We start from the raw sequence: 15,381 nt of genomic DNA, 5'->3' as shown, positions 1-15,381 counted from the left end.
ACAATACGGTACCACTTAGGAAAGTCCATGGTTGTCATTCAAGAGATTGTCGCCGCGCTGTGGCAACATGATTTTGCCGCACTGGCGAACCCTCATGTTGTGGGCGTTGTATATCTGGTTATGTTCGCGACCCTGTTTCTGGAAAACGGGCTGCTGCCTGCCTCCTTTTTACCTGGAGACAGCCTGCTGCTGCTCGCCGGCGCGCTGATTGCTAAAGGCGTCATGGACTTTGTGCCCACTATCGCCATTCTGACCGCCGCCGCCAGCCTCGGCTGCTGGTTGAGCTATGTACAGGGGCGCTGGCTGGGCAATACGCAAACGGTGAAAGGCTGGCTGGCGCACCTGCCGCATAAATACCATCAGCGCGCTACCTGCATGTTTGACCGCCACGGTCTGCTGGCGCTGCTCGCGGGCCGCTTTCTGGCATTTGTCCGTACCCTGCTGCCAACCATGGCGGGGATTTCCGGTCTGCCGAACCGCCGCTTCCAGTTCTTCAACTGGCTGAGCGCCCTGCTGTGGGTCGGCGTGGTCACGGGCCTCGGCTATGCGCTGAGCATGATCCCATTCGTGAAGCGTCATGAAGATCAGGTGATGACCTGCCTGATGATCCTGCCGATTGCCCTGCTGCTGGCTGGCCTGCTCGGCACGCTGTTCGTGGTGATCAAAAAGAAATACTGCAGCGCCTGATGTCGACTGCCGGGGGGCTGCGCCCGCCCGGCCTGCTCCCTCCCCGGTATTACATTCCCTGCATCGTACGAATACGCGCGGCGTCTTCCCCGGGCGTCATCCCGAAGTAGCGCTTAAACTCGCGACTGAACTGGGAAGGGCTTTCATAGCCCACCTGTATCGCCGCCGCGCTGGCCTTCATCCCGTCATGGATCATCAGCATGCGCGCCTTGTGCAGACGGTAGGTTTTCAGATACTGCAGCGGCGAAGTACTGGTCACCGATTTAAAATTATGGTGAAACGCCGATACGCTCATATTCGCTTCCGCCGCCAGCCGATCGACGCTGAGGTTTTCGGTGTATTGACTCTCGATATGCTTGAGTACGCGGCTAATCAGGCTGAAGTGGGTCTGCCGGCTGACCAGCGCCAGCAGCGCGCCGCCGCAGGGTCCCGTCAGCACATAGTAGAGAATTTCGCGGACGATCTGCTTGCCAAGGATCCGCGCGTCCAGCGGCCGCTCCATCACGTCGAGCAGCCGTTCAGCAGCGCACAAGATATCCTCCGAGAGCACTGCGGAGTTTATCCCGCTGGAGGCGACGGCGGGCTGAAACAGCGGATCCTCGCCAATATCCATCAGCAGCTCCTGCAGCTGCAGGATATCGACGTTCAGGCGCATGCCGGCCAGGGGCACCTCCGGGGTGGCAAAGGTTTCGCATTCGAAAGGCAGCGGTACGGTCAGCAGCAGATATTCGTTTGTATCGTAGCGAAACGTCCGCTCATTGATATAACCAATTTTATGGCCAGAAAAGAGAAAAACGATCCCCGGCTGGTACATCACCGGCATCCGCGGTCCCGGCTGCGTCCCGTACAGCAGGCGGACGTCGGGTAGCAGCGAACTTAACATTTCGTGCTTATCTTTCAGCTGGTTAACCTTCTCTGTCAGTGTCTGACATATCTCTGCGTGTTGCATTACCACCGTCTCTCCCGATGTTTCTTCACCCGTACATTGTGCGCAGGCCGCCGCGAATTCTCCAGCCATATGGAGAAATAGGCAAGACATAGGCAGAAATGTGCATTGAGGGGCAACGGCGCCAGGACCACAATAACCGTCATCGGGCAGCGGTATCGTCCCTGTCGGCGGTTTTACTCTTTTGAGGACTCAAGCAATGAATAATTTTGACCTGCATACCCCAACCCGCATTCTGTTTGGCAAAGGCGCGATTGAAAAACTGCGTGAACAGATCCCGGCGGAAGCTCGCGTACTGATCACCTACGGCGGCGGCAGCGTGAAAAAAACGGGCGTCCTGGATCAGGTACTGACCGCCCTGAATGGCCTGGACGTCCTTGAATTTGGCGGCATCGAGCCGAACCCGTCTTACGAAACCCTGATGAACGCGGTGAAGCTCGCCCGTGAAGAGAAGGTCACCTTCCTGCTGGCGGTCGGGGGCGGTTCGGTGCTGGATGGCACCAAATTTATCGCGGCAGCAGCCCACTATGACGCCAACATCGATCCGTGGGAAATTCTGGAAACCTATGGCAGTAAGATCGCCAGCGCCATTCCAATGGGCTCGGTTCTCACCCTGCCGGCGACCGGTTCTGAATCAAACAAAGGGGCGGTGATTTCGCGGAAAACTACCGGCGACAAACGCGCGTTTATGTCTTCCCATGTTCAGCCGCAGTTCGCGATCCTCGATCCGGTCTACACCTATACCCTGCCGCCGCGCCAGGTCGCCAACGGCGTGGTTGACGCCTTCGTCCATACCGTCGAACAGTACGTCACCTACCCGGTTGACGGTAAAATTCAGGACCGCTTCGCCGAAGGCATTCTCCTGACCCTGATCGAGGATGGCCCGGAAGCGCTGCAGGAGCCGGAAAACTATAACGTGCGCGCCAACATTATGTGGGCCGCGACCCAGGCGCTGAACGGCCTGATCGGCGCAGGCGTGCCGCAGGACTGGGCAACGCATATGCTTGGTCACGAACTGACGGCGATGCATGGTCTCGATCACGCCCAGACGCTGGCTATCGTTCTGCCGGCGCTGTGGAATGAGAAGCGTGATACCAAGCGCGAGAAGCTGCTGCAATATGCGGAGCGCGTGTGGCATATCACCGAGGGCTCAGACGACCAGCGCATCGATGCCGCCATCGCCGCGACGCGCCAGTTCTTCGAGCAGATGGGCGTGCCGACCCGCCTCTCCGATTACGGTCTCGACGGTAGCTCCATCCCGGCGCTGCTGGCGAAACTGGAAGAGCACGGCATGACCAAGCTGGGCGAGCACCAGGATATCACCCTGGACGTCAGCCGTCGTATCTACGAGGCTGCCCGCTAAGTTACCCCGCCTGATTCACCTCCCCTTACGTTAAACAAACGTCGGGGAGAGGTGTTTTTACTACCGTTTTTAGCTATTTCGTCCAGACTTAATGCTACCCCTCGGCGGATCCTGCTTCGCCGAGTTCATTAACAGGAGGAAGGCATGACACATCCAACCGTTATAAAACTACACGACGGCAACCTGATGCCGCAGCTGGGTCTCGGCGTGTGGAAAGCTGGCAACGAGGAAGTCGTCTCCGCCATTCATAAGGCGCTGGAAGTCGGTTATCGCTCTTTTGACACCGCCGCCGCGTACCAAAATGAGGCTGGCGTCGGCAACGCCCTGCAAAGCGCTGGCGTCAATCGCGATGAGCTATTCATCACCACCAAGCTGTGGAACGACGATCAAAAACGGCCGCACGAGGCGCTGAAAGAGAGTCTCAGCAAGCTGAAGCTGGACTATGTGGATCTCTATTTAATCCACTGGCCGGTGCCGGCTATCGGCCATTACGTCGAGGCCTGGCAGGCGCTGATTGAGCTGCAGCAGCAGGGGCTGGCGAAGAGCATCGGCGTGTGTAATTTCCAGGTGCCGCATCTGCAGAAGCTGATTGATGAAACCGGCGTCGCGCCGGTGATCAACCAGATAGAGCTGCATCCGCTGCTGCAGCAGCGGCAGCTGCACGCCTGGAACGCCACCCACAAGATCCAGACCGAATCCTGGAGCCCGCTGGCCCAGGGCGGTAAGGGCGTCTTCGATCAGAAAGTTATCCATCAGCTGGCTGATAAATATGGCAAAACGCCGGCGCAGATTGTCATCCGCTGGCATCTCGACAGCGGTCTGGTGGTGATCCCCAAATCCGTCACGCCGTCGCGCATCGCCGAAAACTTTAACGTCTGGGATTTCCGCCTGGATAAAGAAGAATTGGGAGAGATTGCCAAACTGGATCAGGGCAAGCGTCTGGGGCCCGACCCGGATCAGTTCGGCGGATAACAGGTAAAAAAGCCGGGCAGCGCTGACGCGTGTCCGGCTTGAGAAACCGCCCGGCCAGCGAAACGCTGCCGGGCGCAAAGTCAGGCTTAACGCCCGGCGACTTTACCCCGTTTAACGGGCTTTTTCGCCGTTGCGCCACCGTTAGAACGCTGATGCACAATCGGCGTGTGCTTGGTCAGCGCCGGGCGGGTATGACGGTTCTGGCGACGCGCTTCGCGCATCTCATCGAGAGTCGGCGCCGGCACCAGACAGTCGCGACGTGAGCCAATCAGGTGTTTCTTGCCCATCGCCTCCAGCGCCTGACGGATCAGCGGCCAGTTGGCCGGATCGTGATAGCGCAGCAGCGCTTTGTGCAGACGGCGCTGTTTATCGCCCTTCGGCACCACCACCTCTTCACTCTTATAGCCGATCTTGCCCAGCGGGTTTTTGCCGGTGTAATACATGGTGGTCGAGTTCGCCAGCGGCGACGGATAGAAGTTCTGCACCTGGTCGAGACGGAAGCGGTGCTTCTTCAGCCACAGCGCCAGGTTCACCATGTCTTCATCACGGGTCCCCGGGTGGGCGGAGATAAAGTACGGGATCAGATACTGCTCTTTACCCGCCTGCTTCGAATAGGTGTCGAACAGCTCTTTAAAGCGGTCGTAGCTGCCCATTCCCGGCTTCATCATCTTCGACAGCGGGCCCTCTTCGGTATGCTCCGGCGCGATCTTCAGATAGCCGCCGACGTGGTGGGTCGCCAGCTCTTTGATATAGCGCGGATCTTCGACCGCGATGTCATAGCGTACCCCGGAGGCGATAAGGATCTTCTTGATGCCCTTCAGCTCGCGGGCGCGACGGTAAAGGTTGATCGTCGGCTCATGGTTGGTATCCATGTGCGGGCAGATATCCGGGTAGACGCAGGAGAGTCGGCGGCAGGTCTGCTCGGCGCGTGGCGATTTGCAGCGCAGCATATACATGTTGGCGGTGGGTCCGCCGAGATCGGAGATCACGCCGGTAAAGCCCGGCACCGTGTCGCGAATGGCTTCGATCTCATTGATGATCGAATCCTCTGAACGGCTCTGGATAATGCGTCCTTCGTGCTCGGTGATCGAGCAGAACGAACACCCGCCGAAGCAGCCGCGCATGATGTTGATCGAGAAACGGATCATCTCATACGCCGGGATGCGCGCATCGCCATAGGAAGGATGCGGCACGCGCTTGTAAGGCAGGGCGAAGACGCTGTCCATTTCTTCAGTGGAGAGCGGGATTGCCGGCGGGTTGATCCAGATGTAGCGCTCGCCGTGCTTTTGCATCAGCGCCCGGGCGCAGCCGGGGTTGGTTTCATGGTGCAGAATGCGCGAGGCGTGAGCATACAGGACCTTATCGCCTTTCACCTTCTCGAAAGAAGGCAGCAGCACATAGGTTTTTTCCCACGGTTTTGGCCGCGGCGGCTGCACAGTGATGCTTTTCGCTTCCTGTTTCTTCGGCGCGACCGGTTTGTTATCGGCGCACGGCAGATCTTCACCATACGGGTGCGGGATGGGGTCGATTTTGCCCGGGGTATCCAGACGGGTGGAGTCTACGCCGCTCCAGCCCGGGAGAGCCTCTTTCACCATGATGGCGGTATTGCGCACATCGCGGATCTGGTCGATGGTTTCGCCCATCGCCAGGCGATGAGCCACTTCCACCAGCGGACGCTCGCCGTTGCCGAACATCAGCATATCGGCCTTGGAGTCCACCAGCACCGAGCGGCGCACGGTATCGGACCAATAATCATAATGCGCGGTACGGCGCAGGCTGGCCTCGATACCGCCGAGGATCACGGGCACATCTTTCCACGCCTCTTTACAGCGCTGGGTATACACCAGGGTGGCGCGGTCCGGGCGCTTGCCCGCCACGTTGCCGGCGGTGTAAGCGTCGTCATGGCGCAGCTTACGGTCGGCGGTGTAGCGGTTGATCATCGAGTCCATGTTGCCGGCGGTCACCCCGAAGAACAGGTTCGGTTTGCCCAGACGCATGAAGTCGTCTTTGGTGTTCCAGTCCGGTTGGGAGATGATCCCCACGCGGAACCCCTGCGCTTCCAGCATGCGGCCGCAGATAGCCATCCCGAAGCTCGGGTGGTCGACGTAGGCGTCGCCGGTTACCAGAATAATGTCGCAGCTATCCCAGCCAAGTTGATCCATCTCTTCACGCGACATCGGTAAAAATGGCGCAGGGCCAAAACAGGCAGCCCAGTATTGCGGCCAGGAAAAAAGGTCACGATCCGGTTGGATCAGGGATATTGCGCTCATATTGCTTCCGGGGAAATGATAAAAAAATAACCAAAAGGGCGTGGATTATAAGCCGGAATGATAGTGGAAATGAAGGAGGATTTTCTCAAACCCTGACCGTATGCCGGCCAGGGTCGAACAGTTTACGGTGCGGGATTCACCAGCATCTGGCCAATCGAACCGCGGTCGGCCAGCTCCAGCGTCTGGCTCAGATACTGGAACGGGAAGTGCGGCCACGACGGCTGGGCGTAGTAGACCAGCAGTTCGACCTGCCCGTCGACCCACACGGTGTCCTTCCAGCCGCGGTCTTCCGGGAAAGGGGTCGAGCCGTTGACGTTACGGATCTGGAACATTACCCCTTCAATATGGAACGACTGCGGGCGGTCGGCGCGCACCGTCCAGCGCTCCCAGGTCCCCTGCTGCGCCGTGATATCGATACGCTGCGGATCCCACAGCTGGCCGTTAATCCCCGGATCGTCGCCGAGCGTGATATCCCGGCTGCGGATCGGCGTGCCGGAAAGCAGCTCCGTCGGCAGCAGACGCGCCGGCAGGCTGTCGGTGACCAGCGGCAGCAGCCCGGTCGGGCGCAGGGTCAGCACCAGCGTGGAGACCAGAATGCTGGACGGTTCAAAAAAGCCGCGGATACGGTCGACGATGCTCGCCGCTTCGCCGCAGGTAATGGACACTTCATCGCCGTTGGTCATATCGACCAGAATTTCACGCCGTTCCCCCGGCGCCAGCGACAGCTGCTTGAGCGAAACCGGCGCCGGCAGGAACCCCTGGTCGCCGGAAATGACATGCAGCAGTCGGCCATCGCTCATCTGTAGCTGATAGCGCCGGGAGTTGGAAGCGTTCAGCAGGCGCAGACGCACCCAGCCGCGGGACACTTCGACATAGGGGCTCTGCACGCCATTGACCAGCAGCGTATCGCCGACGAAGCCGCCGCTGCCCGGTTCGCTATATTCCGGCGTGCCGAAGTTATCCAGCCGTTTGTCCTGAATTATCACCGGGAAGTCATCGACGCCATAGTGGTTAGGGATCGGCAGGTTCTTGCTCACCTCATCCTCCACCAGCCACATGCCGGCCAGACCGTTATAGACCTGCTTCGCCATCCGGTTCGGCGTATTGGCCTGGTACCACAGCGTCGCCGCACTCTGCCGGATCGGCAGCACCGGCGCCCAGTCGGCGTTCGGCGACATCATGCGCGCCGCGCCGCCGATTAGCGGGCCAGGCACCTGCAGGCCGCGGATGGTCATCGCGACGTTCTCCGTCAGACGGTTGCTGTAGATAAGCTTGACGTCGTCCCCGCTCCAGACGCGGATCGTCGGCCCCATATAGCGGCCATTGATCCCCCAGACGGGGGCGCGGGTGCCTGGCGTAAACGACCAGTGCGAACGCTGCAGCGTCAGAAACAGCGGCTGACCGCGACGGGACTCCAGCAGCGGCGGAACCGGCAGCGCAGGCTGCTGGCCGGCGGCATGGGCCTTCAGCGGCGCGGCGCCAGCGCACAGCGCTACGCCGGAAGCCTTAATAAACTGACGCCGACTGAGTGACATATTAACTCCATGACATACTGACAAATGAAAAAGGGAATTCGTTTCCCGCCAGCAATACGCGCGCGTTGGCGGCGTTTCCTGTCTTATTGCTTACCGGCCGCTTCGCGCTCGGCCACTTCGTTGTCCAGCTCAGCGATTTTGGCGGCCATCAGCTCGCGGCAATGCGTCGCCAGCGCGCGCACGTTGTCTTTACCGAACTGGCTGGTATCCACCGGCGGCAGCATTTCCACAATCACCAGACCGTTGTTCCAGCGATTGAGCTTTATTTTATTCGATGTATTCGAGACACACACCGGAATAATCGGCACGCCGGCGGCAATAGCCGCGTGGAAGGCGCCGGTTTTAAACGGCAGCAGACCGCGACCGCGGCTGCGGGTCCCTTCCGGGAACATCCAGAACGAAATTTTACGCTTTTTAAAGGCGTTGACGACCTCGGCAATGGTGCCGTGCGCTTTGGTTCGGTTATTGCGGTCAATCAGCAGATTACCGGTCAGCCAGTACAGCTGGCCAAAGAACGGGATCCACAACAGGCTCTTTTTCCCCACGGTGACCGTCGGGGCCTGCACGATGTTAGATGCCGTCACCATATCATAGTTGTTTTGGTGGTTAGCGATGTAGATCGCGTTGCCATAGCTTTCCGCATCGGCAGGTTTGCGCAGCTCCACCTTCAGACCAAACACCGGGGATAAGCGGCCAAACAGATGGCCGAAAGTGGCAACGTGTTTTGGATTACGCGGGCTGAACAAGCAGTACAGACAGCCAAGTATGCACACTACGATGCAATAAATGACCACGAAAATTACTCGAAAAATGAATAGCATAGCTACCTCTAAAACCCAAACCGCTTAGAATTATTCGCTGCTGGCAGAAGGCAGGCTCACAAGTTCTGCGCAGGCCGGGACCGTTCTTCCTGGGCCCCTGATGATGGACATTGTTAATCGCAACGCCTGAATAAACAACGATTTTGCGGCTTTTTTTCGCCTCCTCCCGTCAAAGACGGGAGGAGAAGCGCTTACTCTTCGCTATCGCCTGCCGCGGCGCGGCGCGGCGAGTCAATTTCAACACGGTCAATCTTCTGCAGACCGCGCATCAGCGAACCGCGGCGGCCGCGCTCGCCGGTGACTTTTTGCAGCTCTTCCGGACGCAGTTTGATCTTCCGTTTGCCGACATGAATGGTCAGCGTACTCTGCGGCGGCAGGACAAACAGATGTGCGAGACCGTCCTGGCCGGCGGCGGCTTCCGCCGCAGGAATGTTGATGATTTTGTTACCCTTGCCTTTCGACAGCTGCGGCAGATCGCTGACCGGGAACATCAGCATCCGCCCGGCGGCGGTGATGGCCAGCAGCATATCGGACTCGTCCTCAATGACCAGCGGCGGCATCACATGCGCGTTGTCAGGCAGGGTGATCAACGCTTTGCCGGCGCGGTTGCGCGCCACCAGATCGTTGAAGGTGCAGACAAAACCGTAGCCGGCGTCGGAGGCCATCAGCAGTTTCTGATCGTCTCCTTCCATCAGCATATGTTCTACGGTCGCGCCCGGCGGCAGCGTCAGCTTGCCAGTCAGCGGCTCACCCTGGCCACGCGCCGAGGGCAGGGTAATCGGATCGATGGCATAGCTGCGCCCGGTGGTATCGATAAACACCACCGGCTGGTTGCTCTTGCCCTTCGCCGAGGCTTTCCAGCTGTCGCCCGCTTTATAGCTCAGCCCCTGGGCGTCGATGTCGTGCCCTTTGGCGCTGCGCACCCAGCCCATCTGCGACAGAACGATGGTGACCGGCTCAGACGGCAGCATATCATGCTCGCTCATCGCTTTCGCTTCTTCACGCTCGTGAAGCGGCGAGCGGCGATCGTCGCCGAAAGCATCGGCATCGGCCTGCAGCTCTTTCTTCAGCAGGTTGTTCATCTTACGTTCTGAGGCCAGAATCGCCTGCAGCTGATCGCGCTCTTTTTCCAGCTCGTTCTGCTCGCCGCGGATCTTCATCTCTTCCAGTTTGGCGAGATGGCGCAGTTTCAGTTCCAGAATCGCTTCCGCCTGGGTTTCGCTGATGGCAAAGCGCGACATCAGGGCTGGCTTCGGCTCATCTTCCGTGCGGATGATCTCGATGACTTCATCAATATTGAGGAACGCCACCAGCAAACCTTCAAGGATATGCAGGCGCTTAAGGACCTTCTCTAACCGGTGGTTCAGACGGCGACGTACGGTATCGCGACGGAACGCCAGCCATTCGCTGAGGATCTCCAGCAGGTTTTTTACCGCCGGGCGGCCGTCGAGACCGATCATATTGAGGTTGATGCGGTAGCTCTTCTCCAGATCGGTGGTGGCGAACAGGTGGTTCATCACCTGCTCCATATCCACCCGGTTGGAGCGCGGGACGATCACCAGACGGGTCGGATTTTCGTGGTCCGATTCGTCGCGCAGGTCGTCCACCATCGGCAGCTTTTTATTGCGCATCTGCGCGGCAATCTGCTCCAGTACTTTGGCGCCGGAGACCTGGTGCGGCAGCGCGCTGATCACTGCCGCGCCGTCCTCTTTGCTCCATACCGCGCGCATGCGCACTGAGCCGCGTCCGTTCTGGTAGATTTTGCGAATTTCCGCCCGCGAAGTGATGATCTCCGCCTCGGTCGGGAAATCCGGTCCCTGCACGATATCCAGCAGTTCGTCGAGGGTCGTTTTCGGCTGCTCAATCAGCGTAATCGCCGCTTTCGCCACTTCACGCAGGTTGTGAGGCGGAATATCGGTCGCCATGCCCACCGCGATGCCGGTGGTGCCGTTGAGCAGGATGTTTGGCAGGCGCGCCGGCAGCATTTTCGGCTCCTGCAGCGTACCGTCAAAGTTCGGCACCCAGTCGACCGTCCCCTGCCCCAGCTCGCTGAGCAGCAGCTCGGCATACTTCGACAGGCGGGATTCGGTGTAACGCATGGCGGCGAAGGATTTCGGATCGTCCGGCGCCCCCCAGTTCCCCTGGCCATCCACCAGCGGATAGCGATAGGAGAAGGGTTGCGCCATCAGCACCATCGCTTCATAGCAGGCGCTGTCGCCGTGTGGGTGATATTTACCCAGCACGTCGCCGACGGTGCGGGCGGACTTTTTGAATTTGGCGCTGGCGTTCAGCCCCAGTTCGGACATCGCATAGACGATGCGACGCTGGACCGGTTTTAAGCCATCGCCAATAAACGGTAATGCTCTGTCCATGATCACGTACATGGAGTAGTTCAGGTAAGCATTTTCCGTAAATTCATGCAGCGCAAGGCGCTCTGCCATATCGCTCATTAATCGTGGATCCTCAATCTGGGTACCGACCGTTCGGACGGCAAAACTACCCGCGATAATACCCGATCTCACGCCCTGAGTCACAGGCCGTGAGATCGGTTGAGGATTCCGTCACCTTAATCAGGCCAGCGGCAGATAAATATCGGTTTGCAGCTCATGCTCAGCCACCTGGTGGACAAAATTGTGGTAACGGAAGTAGACCGGAAAATCCCGTAACGTCTCGCCTGAAGCGGGTAACCAGTCGCGATAGAGATACCAAACGCTGTTCGCCAGGGTGTCCAGCGAGCCGTGATGGCGCACGACGGCGCAGCGTCCGCCGGGGATTTCGCCGTTAATCACGCCAAAGGGGTTTTCACCAACCGGCCGTTCGACCGTACCGCAGAGATCAAAACGAAACGCCTCCTGCGGGGTAGTCTGCGGATCGTCCCAGGCGATCCCCCAGGTTTCGCTGGTGGCAACGGGCGATAATCCGCTCGTCTTACGCCAGGTGATAAAACGCGCGGCGGTGGCGTTGACAAGGTCCGGGCTGCCACGATGTTGCAGGACGGCTACCCGGGTGGTGGGGAACGAAATGATATTGACGTCCATCGACGTTTGCTCCTGTAGCGTATGTTTCGGTACGCGTCGATGCCACTCGGCCCAGTCCGGTTGCTGACGGAACTGGGTCGGGCTTTGGTCAAACGCGGTACGGAAGGCACGGCTGAACGACTCCGCATTCTGAAATCCGGCATCAAGGGCAATGTCGATGATTTTATCGCGGGGGTTGAACGCCAGGCGCCAACAGGCGCGTCGCAGACGTAACCACTGAATATACCGGTACAAGGGAATGCCGGTATACGCGCTAAATTGCCGGTGAAAATGGTAAGGCGAACTGTGCGCTATCGCGCTCAGCGCCTCCAGCGACAGCGGCTCATCAAGATGACGCGCAATGTATCTACAGACGCGCTGGAAGCGCCCGGCATACGCCGGGCTGGCCTTAATATCGTTCATCGTCTCCTCCTCGCGACATACTCTGACAGAGCGAGGATAGCGATTCCTGACCGATCTTGCGCTTATCCGCCGGAGACTTATGGCGTGATTTTACGGATCTGTTTAACGTCGATCTCCACCGAGTTCCAGTCCTTATCGACTTCCCCCTGAATTTCTACCGTGTCCTGCGGGCCGACGGTGACGCCGTTCCAGCGTTTGTGGTCGATATCGACATTGATCACCCCGGTAGCATCCTGGAACTTATACAGATCGTCGGACACGCGCTCGGTAATTTTGCCCCGCAGGGTCACCCAGGTATCGTCCCGCAGCGATTTGACATTGGTGACGGTGGTGACCGCGCCGCTCGGGCCGGTAAATCCGCCGCCCTGGGTGGTCGAACTTGCCGGCGAGGTCGCAGAAGGACCGGTATACCCGCCCTGTCCGGCAGCCAGCACCGGCATGGAAACCAGGGCAACGATCGCGGTCATCGCAGCAATTTTCTTCATGATGTGTTCTCCCTTCGTGTTGATATGGCTCCTATTACGCCCGACAAAACTTAACGACTTCTTAAGGGGAAAAAAGAAATTTTAATGCTGTACAACCCCGGTCGCAACGCGGTTTACTGCGCAGAGCAGCCGGGTTGGCAGGAGGGAAAATGCGCATATTATTGGTGGAAGATGACAAGTTAATCGGCGATGGCGTCAAGGCCGGGCTGAGCAAAATGGGCTTCAGCATCGACTGGTTTACCGCCGGGCTGGAGGGCAAAAACGCCTTATACAGCGCCCCCTACGACGCGGCAATTCTTGATCTCACCCTTCCCGGCATCGATGGCCTCGATATTCTGCGCGAGTGGCGCGGCAAAGGCCGCCATGAGCCGGTGCTGATCCTCACCGCCCGCGATGCGCTCAGCCAGCGGGTGGAGGGACTGCGCCTGGGCGCCGATGATTATCTGTGCAAACCTTTCGCCCTGATTGAGGTAGCGGCCCGCCTCGAAGCATTGATCCGCCGCGCCCACGGCCAGAGCAGCAGCGAGCTGCGCCACGGCAAGGTGAGCCTTGACCCGAACCGCTTAACCGCCAGCCTCGACGGCGAAAGCCTGACGCTGAAGCCGAAGGAGTTCGCCCTGCTGGAACTGCTGCTGCGTAACGCCGGGCGCGTACTGCCGCGTAAGCTTATTGAAGAAAAGCTCTACACCTGGGACGACGAGGTCTCCAGCAACGCCGTGGAAGTTCACGTCCATCATTTGCGCCGCAAACTCGGCAGTGAATTTATCCGCACCGTCCACGGCATCGGCTATACCCTGGGTGACGCATGAAACGACTTGCCCGCCTGAGCCTGCGCCTGCGTCTGACGCTGCTGTTTGCCGTGCTGACCGCCGCCGCCTGGGGGGTGGCCAGCGTGATCGCCTGGCAGCAGACCAGTAAAAAGCTGGATAAGCTGTTTGATACCCAGCAGCTGCTGTTCGCCCGCCGCCTGAGCGTCATGAATTTCGAAGAGCTCCGCGCCCCGCCGACATCGCTCGGGGAAAAGAAAAAGGTGCGCCACGGGCATATCGACGACGATGCGCTGGCGTTCGCCATCTTCACCCGCGACGGCAAAATGGTGCTTAACGACGGCGAAAACGGGGAGGATATTCAATGGCACTCGCAGCGCGAGGGCTTCAGTGATGGCTACCTGCGCGGCGATGATGACGAGTGGCGCTTCCTGTGGTTAACCACCGCCGATGGCCGCCACCGTATCGCCGTCGGCCAGGAGTGGGATTATCGCCGCGAAATGGCGATGGACATTGTTACCTCGCAGCTAACGCCGTGGATGATCGCCCTGCCGCTGATGTTCGTGCTGCTCATCGTGCTGTTAAGCCGCGAACTGGCGCCGTTGAAACATCTGGCGCGCATGCTGCGCCTGCGCGCGCCGGACTCGGCGGAATCGCTCAGCGTGGAGAAGATCCCCACTGAAGTCCGCCCACTGGTCGAGTCGCTGAATCAGCTGTTCCAGCGCACCCACGACGTCATGCTGCGCGAGCGTCGGTTTACCTCTGATGCCGCCCACGAGCTGCGCAGCCCGCTGGCGGCGCTGAAGGTGCAGACTGAAGTCGCCCAGCTCTCTCTGGACGATCCACAAGGGCGTGAGAAAGCCCTGGCTCAGCTCCATCAGGGGATCGATCGCGCCACCCGTCTGGTGGATCAGCTGCTGACGCTGTCGCGGCTGGACTCGCTCGCTCAGCTGGACGACGTGCAGCCGGTCGCCATCGACGATCTGCTGCAGTCGGCGGTAATGGAGATGTACCACCCGGCGCAGCAGGCCGGGATTGAGCTGCGCCTGCATCTTAATGTCTCTGGCATCTCCCGCACCGGCCAGCCGCTGCTCCTTAGCCTGCTGGTGCGCAATCTGCTGGATAACGCGGTGCGCTACAGCCCGCGCGGCAGCCAGGTCGATATCACCCTCAACGCCCGCGAGTTTCGGGTACGCGATAACGGCCCCGGCATCAGCCCGCAGGCGCTGGCGCGCATCGGCGAGCGTTTCTACCGCCCGCCGGGTCAGGATGCTACGGGCAGCGGCCTGGGCTTGTCGATCGTCCGGCGCATCGCCTCGCTGCACGGCATGCGCGTCGAGTTTGCCAATGCCCGCGACGGCGGCTTCGAAGCCCGCGTTGACTGGTAGCGATATTATTGCTCATTTAGCAAAAGACTTTGCACATTTTGCTCATTTTACTGCCCCGCTTCGCGGGGTAAGATCGTCGGCAAATTTTCAAGATTGAGGACAAATGATGAGCAACATCCTGATTATCAATGGCGCAAAAAAATTCGCGCACTCGAATGGCCAGCTGAACGACACCCTGACCGAGGTCGCGGAGAGTTATCTGCGCGACGCCGGACACGATGTTAAAAGCGTTCGCGCCGACAGCGAGTACGACGTAAAAGCCGAAGTGCAGAATTTCCTCTGGGCCGATGTGGTGATCTGGCAGATGCCGGGCTGGTGGATGGGCGCCCCGTGGACGGTGAAAAAATATATGGATGACGTCTTTACCGAAGGCCACGGCTCACTGTACGCCAGCGACGGCCGTACCCGCTCCGACGCCAGCAAAAAATATGGCTCCGGCGGCCTGGTGCAAGGGAAAAAATATATGCTCTCCCTGACCTGGAACGCGCCGATGGAAGCCTTCACCGACGAAGAACAGTTCTTCCACGGCGTCGGCGTGGACGGCGTTTACCTGCCGTTCCATAAAGCCAACCAGTTCCTGGGTATGGAGGCGCTGCCAACCTTTATCGCCAACGACGTGATTAAAATGCCTGATGTCCCACGGTGTATCGCAGAATATCGCAAGCATCTGGCGGAAATTTTTGGTTAACTAGGGGTCTATGCTCTAC

At 59.3% G+C, this 15,381-nt stretch carries 12 protein-coding genes and 1 pseudogene; 6 read left to right on the top strand and 7 right to left on the bottom strand.

The genetic code is table 11. The annotated features are described in order from the left end of the window. Window positions 1–27 precede the first annotated feature (27 nt). The gene (gene yghB / locus ACLH1U_RS07000) at window positions 28–687 is read left to right on the top strand and encodes a DedA family general envelope maintenance protein YghB (protein WP_004205217.1); all 660 of its coding nucleotides are present in this window, start codon (window positions 28–30) and stop codon (window positions 685–687) included. A 49-nt stretch (window positions 688–736) separates the two neighbouring features. On the opposite strand, the gene ACLH1U_RS06995 is transcribed toward yghB, so the two are convergent. After that, window positions 737–1,636 (bottom strand): AraC family transcriptional regulator, encoded by a 900-nt coding sequence (locus ACLH1U_RS06995; protein WP_032454066.1) that lies wholly within the window; start codon window positions 1,634–1,636, stop codon window positions 737–739. A gap of 196 nt (window positions 1,637–1,832) precedes the next feature. On the opposite strand from ACLH1U_RS06995, the gene yqhD reads away from it, so the two are divergent. Then, window positions 1,833–2,996: an alcohol dehydrogenase gene (gene yqhD, locus ACLH1U_RS06990; protein ID WP_032454067.1), complete on the top strand. Its 1,164-nt coding sequence runs from the start codon at window positions 1,833–1,835 to the stop codon at window positions 2,994–2,996. Window positions 2,997–3,140: 144 nt separating this feature from the next. Further along, window positions 3,141–3,968: a 2,5-didehydrogluconate reductase DkgA gene (gene dkgA, locus ACLH1U_RS06985; RefSeq protein ID WP_004205220.1), complete on the top strand. Its 828-nt coding sequence runs from the start codon at window positions 3,141–3,143 to the stop codon at window positions 3,966–3,968. Window positions 3,969–4,087: 119 nt separating this feature from the next. Here dkgA and ACLH1U_RS06980 read toward each other — a convergent pair. The 6 genes and pseudogenes from ACLH1U_RS06980 to ACLH1U_RS06955 form a co-directional block, all read right to left on the bottom strand. Then, a pseudogene (locus ACLH1U_RS06980) lies at window positions 4,088–6,327 on the bottom strand (YgiQ family radical SAM protein); the annotation flags it as partial. A 33-nt stretch (window positions 6,328–6,360) separates the two neighbouring features. Beyond that, window positions 6,361–7,773 (bottom strand): cell division protein FtsP, encoded by a 1,413-nt coding sequence (ftsP, locus tag ACLH1U_RS06975; protein ID WP_023291023.1) that lies wholly within the window; start codon window positions 7,771–7,773, stop codon window positions 6,361–6,363. Between the two features lie 83 nt (window positions 7,774–7,856). Next, window positions 7,857–8,594 (bottom strand): 1-acylglycerol-3-phosphate O-acyltransferase, encoded by a 738-nt coding sequence (plsC, locus tag ACLH1U_RS06970; RefSeq protein ID WP_004205223.1) that lies wholly within the window; start codon window positions 8,592–8,594, stop codon window positions 7,857–7,859. Between the two features lie 191 nt (window positions 8,595–8,785). After that, window positions 8,786–11,044 carry a DNA topoisomerase IV subunit A gene (gene parC, locus ACLH1U_RS06965; RefSeq protein WP_411299157.1) on the bottom strand — a complete coding sequence of 753 codons (2,259 nt, stop codon included), beginning with the start codon at window positions 11,042–11,044 and terminating at the stop codon, window positions 8,786–8,788. Between the two features lie 120 nt (window positions 11,045–11,164). Then, the gene (locus ACLH1U_RS06960; protein ID WP_263083516.1) at window positions 11,165–12,034 is read right to left on the bottom strand and encodes a GyrI-like domain-containing protein; all 870 of its coding nucleotides are present in this window, start codon (window positions 12,032–12,034) and stop codon (window positions 11,165–11,167) included. 77 nt (window positions 12,035–12,111) lie between these two features. Next, entirely contained in the window at window positions 12,112–12,519 is a 408-nt protein-coding gene (locus ACLH1U_RS06955; RefSeq protein WP_032454071.1) for a YgiW/YdeI family stress tolerance OB fold protein, read from the bottom strand. A gap of 149 nt (window positions 12,520–12,668) precedes the next feature. Between ACLH1U_RS06955 and qseB the strand changes: the two genes are divergently transcribed. From qseB to ACLH1U_RS06940, 3 genes are all read left to right on the top strand, one after another. Beyond that, window positions 12,669–13,328, top strand: coding sequence for a quorum sensing response regulator transcription factor QseB (qseB, locus tag ACLH1U_RS06950; RefSeq protein ID WP_105490939.1), 660 nt, complete (start codon window positions 12,669–12,671; stop codon window positions 13,326–13,328). Further along, window positions 13,325–14,674 (top strand): quorum sensing histidine kinase QseC, encoded by a 1,350-nt coding sequence (gene qseC, locus ACLH1U_RS06945; RefSeq protein WP_050533735.1) that lies wholly within the window; start codon window positions 13,325–13,327, stop codon window positions 14,672–14,674. Before qseB ends, qseC begins: the two co-directional genes overlap by 4 nt. Window positions 14,675–14,780: 106 nt before the next feature. Further along, window positions 14,781–15,362, top strand: coding sequence for an NAD(P)H-dependent oxidoreductase (locus ACLH1U_RS06940; RefSeq protein WP_255894521.1), 582 nt, complete (start codon window positions 14,781–14,783; stop codon window positions 15,360–15,362). Window positions 15,363–15,381: the final 19 nt, after the last annotated feature.

The sequence above is a fragment of the Klebsiella sp. 1SOBk5mer genome (genome assembly GCF_046603115.1).
Taxonomy (GTDB): Bacteria; Pseudomonadota; Gammaproteobacteria; order Enterobacterales; family Enterobacteriaceae; genus Klebsiella; species Klebsiella quasipneumoniae.
Note: the sequence above shows the minus strand (reverse complement) of the source record. Positions and strands in the feature narration are given on the sequence as shown.